At 39.2% G+C, this 22,478-nt stretch carries 17 protein-coding genes; 9 read left to right on the top strand and 8 right to left on the bottom strand.

What is annotated here, in order from left to right; all coding sequences use genetic code 11:
- The first annotated feature begins 16 nt into the window (after nt 1-16).
- From hutU to PSF86_RS17275, 4 genes are all read left to right on the top strand, one after another.
- Nucleotides 17-2,011: a urocanate hydratase gene (gene hutU, locus PSF86_RS17290; protein WP_277901343.1), complete on the top strand. Its 1,995-nt coding sequence runs from the start codon at nt 17-19 to the stop codon at nt 2,009-2,011.
- A 20-nt stretch (nt 2,012-2,031) separates the two neighbouring features.
- Nucleotides 2,032-2,589 (top strand): DUF4136 domain-containing protein, encoded by a 558-nt coding sequence (locus PSF86_RS17285; RefSeq protein ID WP_277901342.1) that lies wholly within the window; start codon nt 2,032-2,034, stop codon nt 2,587-2,589.
- Between the two features lie 131 nt (nt 2,590-2,720).
- The gene (locus PSF86_RS17280; protein ID WP_277901341.1) at nt 2,721-4,478 is read left to right on the top strand and encodes an aromatic amino acid hydroxylase; all 1,758 of its coding nucleotides are present in this window, start codon (nt 2,721-2,723) and stop codon (nt 4,476-4,478) included.
- Between the two features lie 164 nt (nt 4,479-4,642).
- Nucleotides 4,643-6,325: an XAC2610-related protein gene (locus PSF86_RS17275; protein ID WP_277901340.1), complete on the top strand. Its 1,683-nt coding sequence runs from the start codon at nt 4,643-4,645 to the stop codon at nt 6,323-6,325.
- A gap of 69 nt (nt 6,326-6,394) precedes the next feature.
- Here the strand turns inward: PSF86_RS17275 and PSF86_RS17270 are convergent, their stop codons facing one another.
- The 3 genes from PSF86_RS17270 to alaS are packed head-to-tail and all read right to left on the bottom strand — an operon-like array spanning nt 6,395 to nt 10,640.
- A complete protein-coding gene (locus tag PSF86_RS17270) occupies nt 6,395-7,012 on the bottom strand; it encodes a DUF4230 domain-containing protein (RefSeq protein ID WP_277901339.1) in 618 nt (205 codons plus the stop codon).
- A gap of 4 nt (nt 7,013-7,016) precedes the next feature.
- Nucleotides 7,017-7,964, bottom strand: a complete 948-nt coding sequence (locus tag PSF86_RS17265; protein ID WP_277901338.1) for a GSCFA domain-containing protein — start codon at nt 7,962-7,964, stop codon at nt 7,017-7,019.
- Between the two features lie 60 nt (nt 7,965-8,024).
- A complete protein-coding gene (gene alaS, locus PSF86_RS17260; protein ID WP_277901366.1) occupies nt 8,025-10,640 on the bottom strand; it encodes an alanine--tRNA ligase in 2,616 nt (871 codons plus the stop codon).
- Nucleotides 10,641-10,758: 118 nt separating this feature from the next.
- Here alaS and PSF86_RS17255 point away from each other — a divergent pair, with 118 nt between their 5' ends.
- The 5 genes from PSF86_RS17255 to PSF86_RS17235 all read left to right on the top strand — a co-directional run bounded on the left by PSF86_RS17255 (nt 10,759) and on the right by PSF86_RS17235 (nt 14,102).
- The gene (locus tag PSF86_RS17255; RefSeq protein WP_277901337.1) at nt 10,759-11,736 is read left to right on the top strand and encodes a M23 family metallopeptidase; all 978 of its coding nucleotides are present in this window, start codon (nt 10,759-10,761) and stop codon (nt 11,734-11,736) included.
- Nucleotides 11,736-12,065 carry a MerR family transcriptional regulator gene (locus PSF86_RS17250; protein WP_277901336.1) on the top strand — a complete coding sequence of 110 codons (330 nt, stop codon included), beginning with the start codon at nt 11,736-11,738 and terminating at the stop codon, nt 12,063-12,065. Before PSF86_RS17255 ends, PSF86_RS17250 begins: the two co-directional genes overlap by 1 nt.
- A gap of 105 nt (nt 12,066-12,170) precedes the next feature.
- Entirely contained in the window at nt 12,171-12,779 is a 609-nt protein-coding gene (locus PSF86_RS17245) for a LemA family protein (protein ID WP_277901335.1), read from the top strand.
- Between the two features lie 68 nt (nt 12,780-12,847).
- Complete coding sequence (locus PSF86_RS17240; RefSeq protein ID WP_277901334.1) at nt 12,848-13,291, top strand: TPM domain-containing protein; 444 nt, start codon at nt 12,848-12,850, stop codon at nt 13,289-13,291.
- Nucleotide 13,292: 1 nt separating this feature from the next.
- Nucleotides 13,293-14,102 carry a TPM domain-containing protein gene (locus PSF86_RS17235; protein WP_277901333.1) on the top strand — a complete coding sequence of 270 codons (810 nt, stop codon included), beginning with the start codon at nt 13,293-13,295 and terminating at the stop codon, nt 14,100-14,102.
- A 90-nt stretch (nt 14,103-14,192) separates the two neighbouring features.
- On the opposite strand, the gene PSF86_RS17230 is transcribed toward PSF86_RS17235, so the two are convergent.
- From PSF86_RS17230 to PSF86_RS17210, 5 genes are all read right to left on the bottom strand, one after another.
- Nucleotides 14,193-16,952, bottom strand: a complete 2,760-nt coding sequence (locus PSF86_RS17230; protein ID WP_277901332.1) for an outer membrane beta-barrel protein — start codon at nt 16,950-16,952, stop codon at nt 14,193-14,195.
- 84 nt (nt 16,953-17,036) lie between these two features.
- Entirely contained in the window at nt 17,037-18,341 is a 1,305-nt protein-coding gene (der, locus tag PSF86_RS17225) for a ribosome biogenesis GTPase Der (RefSeq protein ID WP_277901331.1), read from the bottom strand.
- 186 nt (nt 18,342-18,527) lie between these two features.
- Nucleotides 18,528-20,051: a choice-of-anchor I family protein gene (locus PSF86_RS17220; RefSeq protein ID WP_277901330.1), complete on the bottom strand. Its 1,524-nt coding sequence runs from the start codon at nt 20,049-20,051 to the stop codon at nt 18,528-18,530.
- Nucleotides 20,052-20,154: 103 nt separating this feature from the next.
- Nucleotides 20,155-21,042 carry a GTPase Era gene (gene era, locus PSF86_RS17215; RefSeq protein WP_277901329.1) on the bottom strand — a complete coding sequence of 296 codons (888 nt, stop codon included), beginning with the start codon at nt 21,040-21,042 and terminating at the stop codon, nt 20,155-20,157.
- On the bottom strand, nt 21,029-22,396 hold the full coding sequence (locus tag PSF86_RS17210; RefSeq protein ID WP_277901328.1) for an alanine/glycine:cation symporter family protein: 1,368 nt from the start codon (nt 22,394-22,396) through the stop codon (nt 21,029-21,031). Before PSF86_RS17210 ends, era begins: the two co-directional genes overlap by 14 nt.
- Nucleotides 22,397-22,478: the final 82 nt, after the last annotated feature.

Raw genomic sequence — 22,478 nt, 5'->3', positions numbered from 1 at the left:
TGAAAAACACCAAAAAATGATTGACACAGAATACAGTTTCGCATCACAAATACAAGAAGGGATACCCGAGATACTTCCTAAAAAAAAGGATTACGATCCATTGGTAAACCACGCCCCAAAACGAAAGGAAATTTTAACCGATGATGAAAAGAAGCTGGCCATAAAAAATGCGCTCCGTTATTTTGATAAAAGTTTACATGCCGAGTTAATCCAAGAATTCAAGGAAGAACTCGAAACATATGGTAGAATATATATGTACCGGCTAAGGCCAGATTACCCCATGTACGCAAGGCCCATTGATGCTTATCCGGCAAAATCAAGGCATGCGGCCGCTATTATGCTAATGATTATGAACAATTTGGATCCCAAAGTTGCCCAGCACCCGCATGAGTTAATCACTTATGGTGGTAATGGGGCCGTATTTCAAAACTGGGCACAATACAGGCTTACCATGAAATATCTTTCTGAAATGAACGATGAGCAGACTTTGGTTATGTACAGTGGTCATCCGTTAGGTTTGTTTCCTTCGCATAAAAATGCACCAAGAGTTGTTGTTACCAATGGAATGATGATTCCAAACTACTCCAAACAAGACGATTGGGAAAAATTCAATGCCCTGGGCGTTACCCAATACGGACAAATGACAGCAGGAAGCTATATGTACATAGGCCCACAAGGCATTGTGCACGGAACAACAATTACGGTATTAAACGGTTTTAGAAAAATAAACAAAAACCCTAACGGGAATATCTTTGTTACCTCGGGACTTGGCGGAATGAGCGGTGCGCAACCAAAAGCAGGAAACATAGCCGGCTGTATTACCGTTTGTGCCGAAGTAAACCCGAAAGCCATAGAAACAAGGCATTCTCAAGGTTGGGTAGACGAAGTTATCGCCAACCTGGACGAACTTGTAACACGTGTAAAAAAGGCTCAAAAAGAAAAAGAAACCGTTTCTATTGCGTACCACGGAAATATTGTTGATGTATGGGAAAAATTTGACGTAGAAAACATTAAAATCGATTTGGGTTCCGATCAAACTTCGCTTCACAACCCATGGGCCGGCGGCTATTACCCAGTAGGCGTTACTTTTAAAGAAGCCCAACGATTAATGGCCGAAGATGCCAAAACGTTTAAGGAAAAAGTTCGGGAAAGTTTAAGGAGACACGCCAAAGCCATTAACAGGCATACCCAAAAAGGAACCTATTTTTTTGACTACGGAAATGCATTTTTATTGGAAGCTTCCAGGGCAGGCGCCGATGTAATGGCAAAAAACAACATCGATTTTAAATACCCGAGTTATGTACAAGACATTATGGGGCCCATGTGTTTCGATTTTGGCTTCGGGCCTTTCCGTTGGGTTTGTGCAAGCGGCAACCCCGAAGATCTTAAAAAAACCGATGCCATTGCCTGCGACATCCTAGAGGAAATGAAAAAAAATTCCCCAAAAGAAATACAACAGCAACTTCAGGACAACATACAATGGATTAAAGCAGCCCAAAAAAACAAATTGGTCGTTGGCTCTCAAGCCCGTATTTTGTATGCCGATGCCGAAGGAAGAATAAAAATAGCCGCAGCTTTCAACAAAGCAATTGCCGAAAATAAAATAGGTTTTGTAATTTTAGGAAGGGACCACCATGATGTAAGCGGAACGGACTCCCCTTTTAGGGAAACTTCCAATATTTACGATGGTTCCCGTTTTACGGCAGACATGGCCATACACAACGTTATTGGCGACAGTTTTAGGGGCGCTAGCTGGGTAAGCATCCATAATGGCGGTGGCGTAGGCTGGGGAGAAGTTATAAATGGAGGTTTTGGTATGGTTCTTGATGGTACTAAAGAAGCAGATAAACGTTTGCAATCAATGTTATTTTGGGACGTAAACAATGGTATTGCCAGAAGAAGCTGGGCCAGAAACCAAGAAGCTGTTTTTGCCATTAAGCGTGCAATGGAAATTGAACCGAACTTAAAAGTAACATTGCCTCATTTTGTAGATGAAGACCTGTTAAAATAAACTGAAAAAATCCAAAGCAGATGAAAACAATTAAACTATTTTCCGGAATAATGCTCCTTGCAATCCTTGTAGGTGCCTGTACTTCTGTACGTGTAGCAACAGATTATGACAGACAAGTTGATTTTGGGAAGTATAAAACCTTTGCGTTTTATAAGCCCGGAATCGATAAAGCTGAAATTTCTGATCTAGATAAAAAACGAATTTTACGCTCTATCCAGTACGAATTACAATCGCGGGGTTACCGCTTGTCTGAAAATCCAGACATTTTGGTAAGCATCTTCACAAAAGAAGTAGACCGCGTTAGCGTATACAATAATGTTGGCTGGGGATGGGGCTGGTACGGTTACCCCTATTGGGGAGGTGGCTATAACTCTGTTTCCACCGAAACCGAAGGCTCACTTTATATTGACCTAATCGATGCCGGCAAAAAAGAATTGGTTTGGCAGGGAAAAGGCACAGGTTATTTGGTAACCAATGGAAATATGGCTAAAAAAGAAGAACGCATCAATGAATTTGTAAAAGAAATTTTAGCACAATTTCCTCCCGTAACCACACAAGTGGCAAGTGTAGAAAACTAAAAACAAATTTTGCAAAATAATTACAGGCCGCATTTTTATGCGGCTTTTTTTATTGAAGCTCATTTTATAAGATTTTAAGAAAACGTTTTCGTTAGGTTTTGTAACTTTAATTCCTCAAAACACTAAAAAATATGGACACCGGATACAAAAGCAACCCATTACTGGATAGGCTTCCCAAACATTTAAAGCAATTTATAAAACCTCAAAACTACAATGATTATACCCCCATTAACCAAGCAGTATGGAGGTATGTCATGCGAAAAAATGTAGATTACCTGAGCAAGGTTGCACATACCTCATATACCGAAGGGCTTAAAAAAACCGGGATTTCCATCAACCATATCCCCAGTATGTACGGCATGAACCGGATTTTAAAAGATATTGGCTGGGCTGCTGTTGCCGTAGACGGCTTTATCCCGCCAAATGCCTTTATGGAATTTCAAGCATACAACGTTTTGGTAATTGCTTCGGATATACGCCAGCTGGAAAATATTGAATACACTCCGGCTCCCGATATAATTCACGAAGGCGCGGGCCATGCCCCCATTATTGCCAATCCCGAATATGCCGAATATTTAAGGCGTTTTGGCGAAATTGGCTGCAAGGCCATTTCCAGCGCCAAGGATTACGAAATGTATGAAGCCATCCGCCATTTATCAATCATCAAAGAAGTCGACAATACCCCGGAAGAAGAAATAACGGCAGCCGAAAAGAAGGTTGACGAACTCCAGCAAAACATGGGCACACCAAGCGAGATGTCCCTGATTAGAAACCTTCATTGGTGGACCGTTGAATATGGCCTCATTGAAACACCGGAAAACCCAAAGATATACGGAGCCGGCTTGTTATCTTCTATTGGAGAAAGCAAATGGTGCATGACTAATGAGGTAAAAAAAATACCATATACGCTTGAGGCTGCTTATCAGGATTTCGATATTACAAAACCGCAACCACAATTATTTGTTACCCCCGATTTTGCACACCTCAGTTTAATTTTAGAAGAATTTGCCAATACAATGTCATTGCGCAAAGGAGGCCTGAAAGGACTTGAAAAGCTTATTGCTTCGCAAGCATTGGGAACCATTGAACTTAGTACCGGAATTCAAGTATCGGGCGTATTTACAGAAACCATCGAGAATGATGGAAAACCAATTTATTTTCAAACAAAAGGAAACACGGCACTTTCGTACAGGGACAAAGAATTGGTTGGCCACAGCACAAAAAAGCACCGTGAAGGGTTTGGGAGCCCCATAGGCAAACTAAAGGGCATCAACCTGGCCATTGAGGACATGAGCCCCCGCGACTTAAAAGCCTACCATATTTACGAAGGTCATGAAGTTTTATTGGAATTTGAGGGCGATATAACCGTCAATGGGACCATTATTACCGGAACCCGGAATTTAATGGGCAAAATAATTTTAATCAGCATCAATCGATGTACCGTTAAGCACAAAGACATTATTTTGTTTCAACCAGAATGGGGAATTTATCATCTTGCCGTTGGTAAAGAAGTTATTTCGGCATACAGTGGCCCTGCCGATGTAAATAGCTTTGACCTTATTACCCATGTACCATCCGAAAACACCATCAAATCTAAAAAAAGCGAACGCACCCAAAAGCTCGAACTTCTGTACAATCAGGTACGGGAATATAGGGAAGGAAAAAACAGGACCATTTCTAGACATAAAGTTTTTGAGGAAATACAAACCCATTATCCTGAAGACTGGCTACTTTCCGTTGAGCTATACGAACTTGCCAAGACCAATGGCGATAGTGATTTTGCCGAAGAAATTATAGCCCACCTTGAAACCGTAAAGCAGTATAAGCCCAAGGTTGGACACTTAATAGACGATGGAATTTCTTTAATAAATGAAGCATTGGTAAGTTAAACAAGACATCTTTACAATGAGCAAAATAGGCTTTGTTGGAGATTACTCCGTTTAAATCAACACTATAAAATAATTTTAAACATATAACAAACAGGGTTTCGCTTCGTTTTGGTATATACTAATGAAAGTTTTTATATTTTTATCCGAAATCAATTATAGTTACATTGAAAAAATATCTGCTTATCTTAGGTTTTATCGCTGCCATTTCTGCATGTAAAAATGATGATGCCAATTCTAAAAATGCATTATCCAAAGCCGACAGCTTAAAACTTCGGCAAAATGCCATTAAAAAAATATCAGACGAAGACCTTATAAAAAAACTGCTTCGCTCCAAAAACAATCAACTTACTACCGAAGACACCGTTTTCTATAAAGCCATGATTAAAAGGCCTAAAGATTCTGCTTTTATTGCAATGAATTTATATGGAAAAACCAAACGGAACGGTAGATTGCAAGAGTTTAAGCAAACGGCTATTATTAAAGACCAAGAAACAATAACTTCGCGTATTCAGGGAAGTGTTTTTAGAATTGACAAACTAAAGAGCAATCAATACAAAATCTACACGCACGAACCTGAAATAGGCGATTTTAGTGCCTATGACGTAAATTTTAACGCAACCCCCGTTTCCATAAAAAAAACCACGCGCACCGCCAATTTTTATTTTGACCTACTGCCCCAAAAGCGTTTTGAATACAGCATAAAAAACCCAGATAAATTCTTCAATATAAGAAAGGACAAAATTGTCAAGGGAGATTCCCTGCTCGACACCCTTGCACGGGGATCTAAAATATACCGCGGGAATGGCTTGCTCAACCTTAACGATGCCGCCGCCCTGAACACCTATTATTTTGTAAACGATTCCACCATTATAGAGAAACTTATCATTAAGGACACTTCCAGGATTATTACAAATATTACCTTGAGTGGTGTTCAAACACAGAAAAAAGCAAAAAAATATTATAGCAGCGCCTTTAAAAACGATTCTGTATATAGGCAAATCGAAACCTCCCTTGAATTATCAAAAAATTCCAGACATGTTGTTGCCTATACTACAGATTCTATTGTAAAAACATATAGGTATACCAAAGATTTCAGGTTCAACATACAGACAATAGATTCTTTCAAGCTGGAAAAAACATATCCGCAGTATTATCCAGAATTGATAGACAGCACTTTTTTGGTACAAAGCAAACCGTTTTTAATCAACGGCCTCATGGCAGCTTGGCAATATTCGGTGCGCTATACCCGAAAAACCAATGCAAATCCTACCAATGTTGAAGTTTCTATATCCAACAGGGAATTAATAAATACAAAAGATACAACCTTTGTTTTTGAAGCCCCCCTATCTCCTATTAAAAAAGCGATAAATATTGGCAATGTATCCGAGCAGGATTTCGACCCCGGGGATTTCGACATTAATTTTGACGGATATACCGATTTGAGCTTCCCCGAAGGTTACGATTTAAACCGCAACGCTACGTATGATGTATACCTATACGACCCGCTCAAGAAAAGTTTTATAAAAAATCTCGCCTTTACAGGACCTTCAATGGCGCCACATATATTAATAGACAAAGACCATAAAGCCGCTATATACACTGCCCAAACAGGGAATAATAATTACAGCGTAAGGATTGTAACAATTGGAGAAAATGGGACCATTAAAATGAAAGAAACGTATTGGAGCAATAATACCAATGGCACCTATACCATCCATTACCAAAAAACGCAAAACAACGCTGTTGTAGAGAAAAAAGAGAATGTTGCCAAAAACCAACAATGGAGCCAAAACAATTTTAAAAACGAATTTTTAAATTGGGTAAAAGACCAAATTGGCAAGGGCTAAAACCTTAATACAATATATAATATAAGACCTTCCCTGCAAAAAAAAATAAGCATCAATATTACAATCTTTTTAATTGAAATTTAGGGTTTCCAATGTATTTCCATCAGTAATGGTCTGCTTGTTGTATACAAGTTTCCATCCCAAGGAATTGGTAAGCACATAAAAGCGGGACAACTCGCTAATCAATCGGTTTTCGGCATTTTCCTTCAAACCGGATTCGTTTATTTTTTTTGAAACCGCCTGATTTACCTGCGCTTTTATCTTGTTAAAATCGTTGGCATTAAAAGGATTTAAATAATCGCTGGAAATATCGTAATATTTCAGGTCGGGCGAAATTTTAATCTCGGGCTCGGGAATTCCGGTTATATACAGTGTTTTATTGGCTTCATCAACATCAAAGGTTATTTTGCTTAAATCGTAGGCTATGGTTACATCGGCATTCACAACAACCAAGGCCTTTTTTTCGGTGGTCAATAAGTTGGCAAATATTTTTTCTGACTGCTTGTAATTAAAAACCTGCGAAAAATGCCCTTCGGTAACGACCAACTTCCTTACATTTTTTATTTCCTGCTGAATCAATGCCGTACTCTCCCTTAAATATTCCGAACGCTCGTCGTACCGTTTATACAGTTGATAAACCCATAGAATTAAAAGTGTGATGATAATGCCAAAAAGGACCTTTCGCATATTATTAAAATTGAATATGAGGATATGTACTTGAAAGGTACACAATTTTCTGCTGAAGTTTTAATTGAAACTTCTTATATTCTTCACTTTCCCGGTTAAAAGGTCGGTGCTGCAACCCATTTTGCACTTTTTCCACCTCTTTCATTATAGGCAAACTTTCATGGTCGATCCAAACATCCTGAAACTTTTTCCAGATATATTTTACGGCTGTTTCATTGGGATGAAGCATATCTTCGGCATAAAAACGGTAATCGCGGAGCTCGTCCATCATAATTTCATAGGAAGGGAAACAATGCAACCTTTTTTCACCAGTTATTATTTGGTGTACGGCTGCTATTAAATGTGCTTTGCTCAACTGGTTCTCTACAAATCCATCTTTAATATGGCGTACCGGCGATACCGTGAAAATGATTTCAATCTCCGGGTTTAACGATAGCAAAAGTGATGTTGTCCGTTTTAATGAGAGACTAAGCGCATTTACTTCCATTAACTCTTTCTGAAAACATTTTTGAGGGACTTTATGGCAATTGGCAACAATTTTTCCTTGTTCCATATGGCGATAGCCCCAGGCCGTCCCCAAGGTGATAACAACATGCGATGCTTCCTGCAAGAAAGCCTTCAAAGCTTCCAAGGAAGTGTTCAAGTGGTCTAAAAAGGCTTCTTTTGAGCTATTTCCCATCTCGGAATGTACCTCAAAGCATTGCCAACGCTCATTTAAATAAAAAATGTCATCAACGGTAAAAAACCTCTCCTTTACCACACGGTCCAGCAAATGCTCCATAGCCACGGGATGAAATATAATCCCAAACGGATTTACAAGGTTTTGAAACTTAAAATATTGAAGTTTTTCTCCTATGTTCTCCACAAAACACGAACCCATTAAAAACACTTTAGAATTGTAATCTATGGTATTTTCTGCTACTTTTAAAGGTATTTGTGTTTGTAGTTTCATCTATCTTCCTTCAAATTAAAACATTTAATAAACCGGCCTGAAACTTTTCAAAAAGTATTCTTATAAAATATAATCTTTAGCCTTTTTTAATGCTTCGGGGATACCTTCTGGATTTCTCCCACCTGCTGTAGCAAAAAATGGCTGTCCGCCGCCGCCGCCTTGAATTAGTTTGCCCAACTCCCTTACAATTTGACCTGCATTTAGGTTTTTTTCTTTCACCATTTCTTTGGAAACGTAACAGGTAAGCATGACTTTACCATCGTTTTCAGAAGCAAAAAGCAAATACAGATTATTGTATTCATTGCCCATTTCAAAGGCAAGGTCTTTTATGCTTCCTTGATCTAATGCAACTTTTGTGGCCAAGAACTTAACCCCGTTAACATCTTCAAGCATTGCTTTCAATTCAGTCTTAAGTCCTTTTGCTTTATCCTTTAAAAGCTGTTCCACTTGTTTTTTCAAGGCTATATTTTCGTCCTGAAGCGCCGTTATGGCCTTTACGGGATCTGTAGCATTGCTTTTAAGCACTGCCTTTACTTGATTATAGGCATCTGTTTGGTTGGCAAAATACTCTTTGGCAGCATCAAAAGTAATGGCTTCTATACGCCTTACCCCTGCGGCAACGGCACTTTCCCCAGTAATGATAAAATGCCATATGTCTCCTGTATTTTTTACATGTGTTCCCCCGCACAGTTCTATGCTTTCACCAAATTTAACGGTACGCACCAAATCGCCGTATTTTTCACCAAACAACGCCATTGCTCCTTGGTTGACCGCCTCTTGAAATGGTGTCGCCCTATTTTCCTGCAATGGCAATTGTTCCCGGATACGGGCATTTACAAAATCTTCAACCTGTGTTAATTCTTCTGCGGTAACCTTACTGAAATGAGAGAAGTCAAAACGCAAATACCCGCTGTGCACCATGCTTCCTTTTTGCTCAACATGGGAACCTAAAACACTACGCAACGCCTGATGCAATAAATGCGTTGCCGTATGGTTTGCTGCGGTACGGTTGCGCTGTTTGGTATCTACAACCGCCTTAAAAGTATCGTTTAGGTTTTTGGGAAGATTTTTGGATAAATGGATTATCAGGTTGTTCTCCTTTTTGGTGTCTATAATGTAAACAACATCTCCGTTGGGAGATTCCAAATAGCCTTTATCTCCAACCTGTCCACCACCTTCGGCATAAAAAGGGGTGATGTTGAATACCAATTGATACATTTCCCCTTCTTTTTTACTAGCTACTTTACGGTAACGTGTTAAGCGTACTTGGGTTTCCAAAGTATCGTACCCCACAAATTCTTCAATTGGATCGTCTATCAAGACTTCCCAGTCTCCGGTTTCGACTTTTGTAGCGGCCCTAGAGCGGTTTTTCTGTTTTTCTAATTCTTCCAAAAACCCTTCTTCGTCCAGCCCATACCCTTTTTCCTCAAGGATCAATGCCGTTAAGTCTATCGGGAAACCATAGGTATCGTACAACTCAAAAGCTTTGGCCCCCGAAATAATTTTTCCGTCATTTGTGCTTATAATATTGTCAAGCAGCACCAAGCCTTGGGCCAAGGTCCTTAAAAAAGAGCTTTCTTCTTCTTTTATAACGTTGACGATAATATTTTTTTCTTTTTTCAATTCGGGGAAAAATTCGTGCATTTGCTTGATAAGCGTATCGACCAATTTATAGATAAAAGGTTCTTTTTGGTTTAAGAACGTAAATCCGTAGCGGATTGCGCGTCGCAAAATCCTTCGGATTACGTACCCAGCCCCGGTATTGCTGGGCAATTGCCCGTCGGCAATGGCAAAAGATACCGCCCTAACATGATCGGCTATTACCCGAATGGCAATATTTATTTCTTCCTCTTTATTGTATTTAGCATTGGTAATGGTTTCTATTTCCCTGATAAGCGGTGTAAAAACATCTGTGTCGTAATTACTTTTTTTATCCTGAAGCACCATGCACAAACGTTCAAACCCCATTCCCGTATCAACATGCTGGGCCGGTAATTTTTCAAGCGAACCATCTGCTTTGCGGTTAAACTCCATAAAAACCAGGTTCCATATTTCTACAACCTGCGGATGGTCTTGATTTACCAAATCTTTTCCAGGGGTTTTGGCTTTTTCTTCTTCCGACCGGATGTCTACATGAATTTCGGACGAAGGTCCGCATGGGCCTTGATCGCCCATTTCCCAAAAATTATCATTTTTGTTTCCAAGGATAATACGGTCTTCCGGTACAATGGCTTTCCAAAGATCGTAAGCTTCCTGATCTACGGGAAGCCCTTCGGCATCGGCACCTTCAAAAACAGTTACGTAAAGAATGTCTTTATCTATTTTATATATTTTGGTCAATAATTCCCAAGCCCAGGCAATAGCGTCTTTTTTAAAGTAATCGCCAAAACTCCAGTTCCCGAGCATCTCGAACATAGTATGGTGATAGGTGTCCTTGCCCACTTCTTCCAAATCATTATGCTTGCCGCTTACGCGCAAACATTTTTGAGTATCTGTAACACGGTTGTTTTTTGGGGCTTTATTGCCAAGGAAGAATTCTTTAAATTGATTCATCCCGGCATTGGTAAACATTAGTGTAGGATCGTCTTTTATTACCATTGGGGCAGACGGCACAATGGCATGTCCTTTATCATTAAAAAAATCTAAAAACTGCTTCCTTATCTCTCTGGATTTCATCATAAAATCTTAACTTTTTCTAAAAATTACACTCACTGAAAAAACAATTTATATATTTGCTCGTTACGCAGTTTAGAGTGTATAACATTCTTCTGGCAAAAATAGAACTTTTAAACTAATGGCGAAGGTAAAATATTATTACGATTCTGAAACATTATCCTATAGGAGGATTGAACCAAAAAAGGGTAAAAGGGTCATTAATATTAGCTTATTTGTACTGGCTGCTTTTTTATTCGGGGGAATTTGTTTGTTGATCCTCTTGAACACCAATTTAATCAATACTCCAAAAGAACTTTCGCAGGCCCGGGAATTAAAAAATTATGAATTTCAATTTGAGTTGTTGAATAAAAAAATGACACAAATGGAAGATGTCCTGGCAAATATAGAAGACCGCGACAATAATATTTACCGCCTTTATTTTGAAGCCAGCCCGATTCCCAAAGAACAACGTACTGCCGGGTTTGGCGGTGTAAACCGGTACAAGAGCCTGGAAGGGTTTAACAACTCCGAACTTATTGTAGATGTTACAAAGAAACTTGAGATACTTCAAAAACGGTTGGTAATCCAATCTAAATCTTTAGATGAAATTACAGAACTGGCAAAGGAGAAAGAAAAATTACTGGCCGCAATTCCGGCCATCCAGCCCGTAAGCAATGAAGACCTTACCAGAATGGCCTCTGGTTACGGGTGGCGCTCCGACCCATTTACAAAAGTGCGAAAAATGCATTATGGAATGGATTTTACCGCCCCTCGGGGAACCCCAATATACGCAACCGGAGACGGCGTGGTAATCCGTGCCGACAACAAGTCGTCCGGGTTTGGGGAGCACATTAGGATCGATCATGGTTTTGGGTACATGAGCCTGTATGCCCACCTGAGCAAATACAATGTTAGAAAAGGACAAAAAGTAAAACGTGGAGACCTCATTGGGTTTGTGGGCAGTACCGGAAGATCGCAAGCACCACATTGCCATTATGAAGTATGGAAGGACGGCAACAGAATAAATCCTATTAACTTCTATTACGGGTCGTTATCTGCTGAAGAATACGAAGCGTTGCTACATGCTGCATCACAAGAAAACCAATCACTTGACTAATGCATATAAACCTTCCCGAAAAATTATATTACAGCATTGGCGAGGTTGCCAAGGCCTTTGACGTAAACACCTCCCTGATTCGTTTTTGGGACAAAGAATTTGACGTTCTAAAACCCAAGAAAAATGCAAAGGGAAATAGAAAGTTTACCCAAGAAGATGTAAAAAACCTCGGGCTTATTTATCATCTTGTAAAAGAACGCGGCTTTACGTTAGACGGTGCAAAACTTCACTTAAAAGAACAAAAACAAAAAACCCTCTCCAATTATGAGATAATTCGTAAATTGGAAGGAGTCAAGGCGGAACTCGCAAAAATTAAAGATCAGTTATAAATTTATTTCTATATCTCATTTTTATTGCTGAATTTTGACTCAAAATTTTAAAAGGGTCAACAAGCCTTTCAACTTAAAAATTAACTAATTAAAAAATTACAACAAATGAAAAAATGGATTATTGGTTTAATTGTGCTGGCCATTATTGCCTTTGGAATATACAATTGGGCCGTTGGTTTTAATAACGAAGCTATACGACTTAATGAGAACGTTTCTGAAGCATGGGGAAATGTTCAAACATCTTACCAACGCAGAAATGACCTTATTGGCAATCTGGTAAATACCGTAAAAGGTGCCGCCGATTTTGAAAGAAATACACTTACCGATGTTATCGAGGCCCGTGCCAAAGCTACTTCGGTAAACATCAACCCAGAAAACATAACGCCCGAACAATTGGAGCAGTTTAACCAAGTTCAAGGTGGGTTGAGCAGTGCCTTGAGCCGTTTATTGGTAACAGTAGAACGCTATCCAGAGCTAAAGGCAAACCAGAACTTTTTAAAATTACAGGACGAGCTTACAAGTACGGAAAACTCAATCCAAACGGCAAGGGTCCGCTATAACGAAGCCATAAAACCATACAACAACCACGTAAAAACATTTCCGAATTCTATCCTGGCCGGTTGGTTCGGGTTTGAAGGAAAACCATATTTCGATGCCGAAGCAGGCGCCGAAAAACCAGTGGACGTTCAATTTGACTTTAACGACGAAAAATAAAAACACAAAAGGTGCTTGCATATATCAAGCACCTTTTTAATTTACAGATACAACCTAAAATTACTGGCATGGCACCATCTAAAATAGAAGCCTTTTTAACCGCCGATGAAGAGCAAGAAATAGTAGAAGCTATTCGCCAAGCTGAAAAAGAAACCTCCGGTGAAATCCGGGTACATATAGAAAAATCCAGTAACACAGCGCCCCTTAAACGGGCCGCGGAAGTTTTTCATTTGCTTAAAATGGACAATACCAAAGACGAAAACGGAGTCTTGATTTACGTTGCCATTAAAGACAAAAATTTTGCCATTTATGGCGACAAAGGAATTGACAAGGCAGTCCCCGACGATTTCTGGAATAGTACCAAAGACATTATTCAAGGGCACTTTAAGAACAAACGGTTTAAAGAGGGACTTGTAGAAGGCATTCTAAAAGCCGGAAAAGAACTGCAAGAACACTTTCCTTGGCAACATGACGACATTAACGAACTTCCAGACCAAATTTCCAAAAGCTAATATGTTGATATTAAAAAAAACTTTTACCCTATTTTTATTTTTCTTCGGATGTATTTTCACCTCATCGGTATACGCACAATTCGATATTCCAGAAAAACCAGCCGAAGAGACAAGTGTTTATGATTATGCAAATATTTTAGCTGCTTCGCAAAAAACAGCTTTAGAACAAAAGCTGATTAATTATGCAGACACTACCAGTACGCAAATTGTAATTGCAACCGTTCCCACCATTAATGGCGAAAACATTGGCATGCTAGCACCAAAATGGGCGCACAAATGGGGGGTTGGCCAGGCTAAGGAAGACAACGGTGTATTTATACTTTTAGCCGAACAAGAACGTAAAATATGGATTTCGCCGGGTTATGGGCTGGAACAAAAGCTTACGGCCGGTATAAATGGGGAAATTATACGAAATATAATTATTCCAGAATTTAAAAAAGGTGATTATTATGTCGGCCTGGACAAAGGCACTGATGCCATAATAGACCTGTTTAACGGTACTTATAAAGGTACGCCGCAAAAGCGAAAAGGGAACTCTTCTAACAGTAACGGTAAGTTTTTCTTAATAATTATTGTTTTTATCATTATTGCCATTATCCTTTCCCGAGGCCGTGGTGGTCGCGGTGGTGGAAATCGCGGAAGACGCGGCGGGGGAATAGATTTATTGGACATGATTATTCTAAGCAATCTTGGCCGTGGTGGCGGAAGCTTTGGCGGAGGTTCATCTGGCGGCGGTTTCGGTGGCGGAGGCTTTGGTGGTGGTTTCGGTGGCGGAGGCTTTAGTGGCGGAGGTGCCGGTGGCAGTTGGTAGTTGATAATTGATAATTGATAATTGATAATTGATAATTTAAAAAATAAGAAACATAGCCCGGAAACAATGCTCCGGGCTTTTCTATTTTATTTACATTCTATAAAAACGTCTGTTATCTTGTGGTTTTTTACCCCCAAACTTGTCGAACTTAAAGCTAAAACTCAACATAAAGTACTGCGTTAACACTGTACTTTGATAATCTTGGATATAATCGGCTCCGGTAGACCTACTTGTATTGTTGTTTTGGTTCAACAGGTCGTATGCCAATACTTTAACGGTTGCTTTCTTCTTTAGCAATTGGACTCCTAAACTCATGTTCCAAAAGAGAACGTCCTTATCAAAATCAGAAGACACATTTCCATTATATGTATAACTTATATCATTACCCCATACAATATTTTCGGGCCAATAAGTAGTGGTTCGTAACGAAGCTCTATGCGATACAAACTTCACATCTTCAAAGGCATTGGTATTGTACTGCGTATTATTAAATGTAATACTATAGCCGGGCTCTATCTCGAACATCTCCCTAAAATTTAAGGTCGTGCTAATTCTTGGCGTAACGCTAAAACGCTTGGAAATAAGCTTCGTCCCATTATTAAAACTAACATCGTTGTTGTAATTAAGGTTGGGATGAAAATTTATTTTAGCATTGAACGTACTGTCTTTTTTAATCTGTTTTGAATATCCAAAGCCCAAATAGGCATTATAATTACCGCTTATATTGGTAAAAGTTGTTGTCCGCAAAAGGTTTTCATCGGTAGTGGTTACGCTTACCACCTTATCGTCTTCTATTTCCCCGCCCCCGTATACAAAAAGGCCCGTATGTTCTCTAAAATTATAATTGTTGTAATTTAAATTAAGTGAATGTGTGGTAGCTAGGTTTAGGTCTGGATTTCCTTGAATAATATTTAACGGATTGTTTATATTGGGAACCGGTTGCAATTGCCCAACCGAAGGCACCCGTAAGTTGGATCGGTAATTAACCCTTAAGCGCTTGTTCTGACTGAATTTATAACTAGAAGAAGCATTAAACATCAAGTTTTTGTAATCTTTGGTAAACGAGCCTTCTTGCAAATAATCCTGATTTTCCAAACTGGTAAAAACATATTCGCCATTTACTCTCCAGCGCCATTTTTCACCGTCCCGGCGAATGCCAAAAGAAGGCTGTTGTTGGATCTCGTTAAATTTATAATCGGTACTCAATACGTCGTTGAAGCTATCGTAATCTGCGGTTGCTTCATTAAAATCGTATACCGAACTTTCATTTTCATAATTATTGTTGTTCAGTTGATACTCAAAGTCCAGAAAGAACTTATTTCCCAACGGTTGTCTGTATGCGGCTTCAAATTCGTATGTATCAGTTTTATTGTCTGTAAATGTCATTTGGTTTACCGATTCTTCTGAAGGGTCGTCACCAAATATTTCCCGATTCGATTGAAAATTAGTCTCGGCATCGTTTTTAAAATTATAGTTTGAAAACGAGAGCCTAAAAAATTTCCCAACGGTGTCAAGTTTTTTATAAACATCGATACGGTTGGTAAAACTGCGCTGCAAACCATCGTCTATGGTTTGTTTGGTATTGGCGTTGGTAAGTTCCCCTTCGTTATTGGTAGATGTAGTTTCACTGGTATCCAATGAATTGGTCCTGTTTACGTTTAAAATGGGTTCAATGGAAATCCTTAAAGTTTCATCTATATCGAATTCCAGGCTTGCAGCTCCCCTGTTTGAATTGGTTGAACCTTCAAAACGGGATTCGCTATTGGTAAAAAAACTTCCTTCGGGCAAAATATTTTCCCTAGCGGTTTTTTGGTCGTTGTAGGAATCGCTATATGCAAAAAAGTAATTGGCACTTAATTCGTAGGCATCTTTCTCGGCATTTGCATAACTTGCACCAACGGTAGAAGATGTAGTAATTCCGCGACCGTAATTATTAATAAGGCCATTATCGTTTGCAAAAGAATATCCTCCACGGGTATTACCTACCATATCGTAAATCTCATCAAAAGAGAACCCTGCATTATTAATGTTGTTTGAGCTCGCAATAAAGCTCACCCTTTCCTTGTCGTTAAAATAATTTAAAAGGCCGTTTACCTGATATCGCTCATCCGTGCCATATCCAGCCGCCAATCTCCCCAGATACCCCTTGTTTTTATCTTTTTTTATGGTGAGGTTAATAGTTTTGGTCTCTCCATCGCCATCATCTCCGGTAAATTCTTGTGTTTTTGTTTTAGAATCGGATATTTGAATTTTATCGATTATCTCTTTAGGAAGACTTTTTGTAGCCACTTTTGGATCTGAACTGAAAAACACTTGACCGTTTACCAAAACCTTGTTCACTTCTTTACCGTTAACGGTAATTTTACCATCGGTATCTATCTCCACACCGGGAAGCTTTTTTAACACGTCTTCCACATTGGCATCGGGGCGGGTTTTAAAAGAATCTGCATTGAACTCCAAAGTATCTTTTTTAACAGTTATGGGAACACGTTCTCCCACAACGCTTACCCCTTCCAGTTCTTCTGCCAATAAATTTAATGGAATCTCGCCCAATGCGATATGTTGCTTATCAAGCTGAATTATTTTTTTTACCGGTTGATAACCATTATAAGTAATAAAAAGGTTTACTGCTTTATCTGATGATTTTAGGTCCAAGACAAAAATACCTTTCTGGTCGGAAATTGTATACGAGACCATGGTGCTATCTTTAATGCTTTCGGCATATACGGTAGAAGCCTCCATGGGTTCTTTGGTAGTTGCGTCAATTACCCTTCCGGTTATTTGAAATTCCTGCGAAAAGCAAATTCCGCTAAACATTAAAGTTAAAACGAGTAGTAGTTTTGGTCTCATTGGTAATAGTTTGCCCGAAAATAGGGCAAAACATTTTACGAATAAGAGTATTTATTACGTTTTAATATTATTTTAACAGCCAGCTTACTTTTTTCTAAAATATATCTGAATGGGAACCCCGTTAAAATTAAAATTGCTTCGCAATTTGTTCTCTATAAACCTTCTGTAAGGATCTTTTACATATTGCGGAAGGTTTGCAAAGAAGGCAAATTGTGGGATCGGGGTTGGCAATTGGGTACAAAATTTAATTTTAATATATTTTCCCTTAACAGCTGGTGGCGGTGTATGCTCTATTATAGGAAGCATAACATCGTTTAGTTTTGAAGTACTGATGCGTTTTGTTTTATTGGCATACACATCTACAGCGGTTTCTATGGCTTTAAAAATCCGTTGCTTTGTCAATGCTGAAATAAAAATAACGGGGACATCTGTAAAAGGTTCAATTTGCTTTTTTATGTATGCTTCAAACTGTTTTACGGTATTGGTTTCTTTTTCGACCAGGTCCCATTTATTCACCAAAATTACAACCCCTTTTTTGTTACGTTCGGCCAACCAAAAGATATTTAAATCCTGGCCTTCAAATCCACGTGTAGCATCGAGAACCAACAAACATACATCGCTGTGCTCTATGGCCCGTACAGAACGCATTACTGTATAAAACTCAAGATCCTCCTTAACTTTTGCTTTTCTCCTGATTCCAGCGGTATCCACAAGGTTAAATTCAAATCCAAATCGGTTGTATTTCGTGTCTACACTATCGCGGGTAGTTCCAGCTATGTCGGTAACAATGTAGCGTTCTTCACCTAAAAGCGCATTTATAAACGACGATTTTCCGGCGTTGGGTCTTCCAACTACTGCAAATCTTGGTAATTCTGTATCTTCCTGCTCAACTTCCTCAGGGAGGCTTTCCACCACGGCATCCAACAATTCGCCTGTTCCGCTTCCGTTTATACTGGAAATTGTGTAATAATCTCCGAGCCCTAAAGAATAGAACTCCACCGCATCGGCTTCACGCAATGCATTATCAACTTTATTTACGGTTAAAAAAATGGGCTTTTCTACTTGGCGTAGCAATTGCGCCACTTCCTCGTCCATACCGGTTACTCCAGTTGCAACATCGACCACAAAAATAATGGCATCGGCTTCATCAATGGCCAATTCTACCTGTTTGTCTATTTCTTTTTCAAAAATATCGTCGCTGCCAACAACATATCCGCCCGTGTCTATAAGTGAAAATTCACGGCCATTCCAATCGGATTTACCATAATGGCGGTCACGTGTAACACCACTTGTTTCATCTACAATGGCATCCCTTCTTTTAATCATACGGTTAAAAAGAGTTGACTTCCCAACATTTGGCCGTCCCACAATGGCAACAATTGCACTCATACTTAATTTTTTATGGCGCAAAGGTAATTCTATTTTTTAGTTTTTATGCAATGTTAAAAATGTCTTTAAACTATATTTTTTAAGCCAACTTATTTTTGGTAGCTGTATTTATCCATTTTACTGAAATAAAAAAAGGCTGCCTAAATAAAATCAGAACAGCCTTTTTACGGAATTAAAACTAAACTTTTATTGATTTTCGTAGATGCTAATTGTCCCACTATCCTCATGGGTAACTATTAAAAGCTCCTTTTCTGTAGGGCTATCGCTGGCGGCTATGGCGAGTACGCCTTCGGGAGCCATATCTCCTGCCCGTTCGAGTATTTGTATAAACGCTGGGGCGGTTGGATTGGTAATGTCGTAAACCATTACCTGACTGTTTCTTTCCAAGCCCACAAACAGGACCACCCTTTCTCCAACTTTTAATACCTCAACAGCTTCGGGCTCTGCCCCTTTATCGTCGCTCCTGCCATCTACTTCGCCTTCATCTGCATTAAAACTTCCCGGCGTAAATTCCAGTACTTTTTGAGATATGTCGCTACCACTATCGTACACAAGGCTAACGTTTTCAGACCAAATTGAAAAAGATCGGGCACCATAAGCATATAATTTATCATAATCGCCATCCATGTCTGTGTCTCCTATTGTGTTCGTTATTTTTAGGCGTCCCAGATTTTCTTTGGCCTGAAGCACTTCGGCATCGGGAAAAGCAGTCGGGTCTAACGTAATGTCCTCTACCCTTTCCTCTTCAGAAAAAGCATCATAATCCCTGGCATCACCTTCGTTGGCGGTAATTATATATGAAACACCATCCACATTTATATATTCAATGGCATCTGGATGGTAAATTCCAGATACCGGCCAGTTTCTCAGTTCGGTCATGTCGTCTTTATCGCTTGCATCCAGCATGTTTTCTGCCAAAGAATGGTCTTTAAAACCTAATGGATATATGGCTTCAATTTCTTTTGAAGCAAGGTTTACTTTTGCAATCCCGTTATTTTCCTGAAGCGTTACCCATGCTGTTTTGGAATCATCTGAAATGGCCACATATTCTGGCTCCACATCTTGTGCCAAGCTTGCATTTGGACCAAAAACCCTGAATCCGTTTTCTTTTAAAGTATTTTCCTGAGCTTCAAAAGCATCGAAAGTTAATGTGAAAACCGCTCCAGACGCAACTTCTATAATGCTCACACTCCCTTTGGGATCGTTTAAATAATCACTGCTCGGCTCGCCTTCATCGGCAGTTACTATATATTTTCCGTCAGGGGAAAAGATAACCATATCCGGAAGCGCACCCACGGTATAATTGTTTTGAAGCGCCTGAGATACTGCATTATATACCATAACGCTTCCGTTGGACTGCTTATTGGAGGCTTCAACGGCAACGGCAAGCAGACCATTTTTTATCGAAACACTATTGGGTGTTCCCATGGCACTAACATCTATAGCGCCCAATTGTGATGGTGTTGAGGGGTTTGACAGATCGAATACCATAACCTCGTTATTATCTGGGTTTACGGTAAACAATTTATTGGTTTCTGCATCAAAAGCTGAAATTTCAGTGGTCCCGCCTGCATTGATTGTTGTTACATAGGAAAAATTTACATCTGTGGATGGCGGAATCTCCTCTCCTCCATTATTGTCGTCGTCTGATGTACAAGCGGCAAATACAATAGCCATTGAGGCAAAAACAATGCTGTTTTTTAGTTTCATTTGGTTAGTTTTATGTTTTCCCAAAGAAACTGTTCTCTTTTAAAGTGAGTGTTATTATAGGTGCAAGATTATGTTATCAATACGTTATGAAGTAAATAAATTGTTATTTCTGGTTATATCCGAAACGCCGTAGCTGATTTTGATCGGAACGCCAGTTTTTATTTACCTTTACATAAATTTCGATATGGACTTGTTTACCGAAAAATTTTTCCAGGTCGGCCCTTGACTGGATGCCTACCCTTTTTAATGCACCTCCTTTATGGCCAATAATGATGCCTTTTTGTGTATCCCGCTCTACCATGATTACCGAACGTATACGGATAATTTTTTCGTCTTCCAGAAACTCTTCGGTTTCAACTTCGACTGCATAGGGAATCTCTTTTTTATAGTTCAGCAAAATTTTCTCACGAATGGTCTCGTTTACAAAAAATCGTTCCGGCTTGTCGGTTAACTGATCCTTTGGATAAAAAGGCTGAGATTCTGGCAGCAACTCCAATATACGGTTAAAAACGGTATCTATATTAAAGTTTTGCAAGGCAGAAATAGGATAGATCTCGGCATTTGGAACTTTTTCTTTCCATTGCTTCACCTGTACTTCCAATATCTCCTGGGAAGATATATCTATTTTGTTTAGCAGAAGCAACACGGGGATTTTAGCATGGGTTATTTTTTTAAAAAAGGCTTCATCTTTTAGGTCCTTTTCTCCTATTTCGACCATATAAACAAGTACATCTGCATCTTCAAAAGCCGATTTTACAAAATCCATCATGGATTGTTGCAGTTCATAAGCGGGTTTAATAATCCCGGGTGTATCCGAAAAAACAATTTGAAAATCATCACCATTAACTATTCCGAAGATACGGTGTCTGGTAGTTTGTGCTTTGGAGGTAATTATGGAAAGTTTTTCACCTACAAAGGCATTCATCAATGTTGATTTTCCAACGTTTGGATTACCAATTATATTTACGAAACCTGATTTATGACCCTTCATTTTTTAACTTTTTTACATAGCCTTTTAACGATGCGTTTACCTTGGGGGACAGATAAATAACGGCAATCATATTTGGAATACACATTAAAGCATAGGCCAAATCGATTAAATTAATAACAACCCCAACAGAAGTAATTGCTGCAAAGGTAATGGTAGCTATGTAATAAACGTTAAAAAACTTTCCAATTTTTACATTGGTCAAAAAAGTCAAGCACTTTGTACCATAATAAGAATATGTAAATAAAGTGGACATTGCAAAGGCGGCCACGATAAGCATTAACAGAATATCTCCATATCCATACAAGGATTTTTCAAAGGCCAACAAGGTCATAGCTATACCATTGTTTTCTACTTCCAGGTAAGCACCGCTAATAATTATAGTCAAGGCTGTTAAGGTACAAACTACTATGGTATCTATAAAAGGCCCCAACATGGCAACCAGCCCTTCCTGAACGGGCTCGTTTGTTTTGGATTCCCCATGGTACATAGGCGCACTCCCCAAACCGGATTCATTAGAAAAAACGGCCCTTCTCACCCCAAGAATGACCAACCCCCAAAAACCTCCTTTTATTGCTGTTTCAATATTAAACGCTTCTTGAAAAATTAATTTAAACGAAGGAAATATGGCACCGGCATTAGTAGCCATTATAAATATAACCGCAATAAAATAAAGGGCGACCATAAAGGGTACAATGGCGGTTGCAACGCGGGCAATTTTTTTTAAGCCGCCAAAAATAACCAATGATGTGAGTAAAGAAAGTGTAAGCCCCAGAATAAGCTTCCAGTTAAAATCGCCTAATGGAGCAATGTTTATATCGGGGTTTACCACACTCATAAAAGTTTGCGTAAACTGGTTTACCGTAAACACCCCTAAAAACCCAATAAGCCCTGCAATAGAGAAGAAAACAGCCAATGATTTACCGGTTTTACCAATTCCTTTGGTCATATAATGCATGGGCCCAGACTCAATAGCCCCTTTCTTGTCTATGGTTCTATACATAACTGCCAAACTACATGAATAAAATTTGATTACCATCCCCACGATAGCGGTGAGCCACATCCAAAAAACAACTCCCGGACCACCTTGATAAATAGCTATTGCCACGCCCGATATATTACCAAGCCCGACCGTGGCGGCTACGGCCGACGATAATGCCTGTAAATGACTTATTTGCCCGGGATCTTCTGGGTCGTCGTGTTTTCCCCTCACCACTTGAATGGCATGGCCAAACATTCTATAAGGTTTAAATCGGGAGTAAAGCAATAAAAATATACCGCCTCCAATCACAAAAATAAGCATTGTCCATTCGGCATACGGAATAAGGGATTTGATAACATCATTAATTTTGTCCATAAAAACTAAAGTAAATAAATCATTGGATTGGCGAAAGAAAAAAAGGAAAAAGAAAATTATTTTAAATAAAATAGGTATAACC

Source organism: Galbibacter pacificus (assembly GCF_029603165.1).
In the GTDB taxonomy this organism is placed as follows: domain Bacteria; phylum Bacteroidota; class Bacteroidia; order Flavobacteriales; family Flavobacteriaceae; genus Galbibacter; species Galbibacter pacificus.
This window is presented reverse-complemented; position numbering and strand designations above follow the sequence as displayed.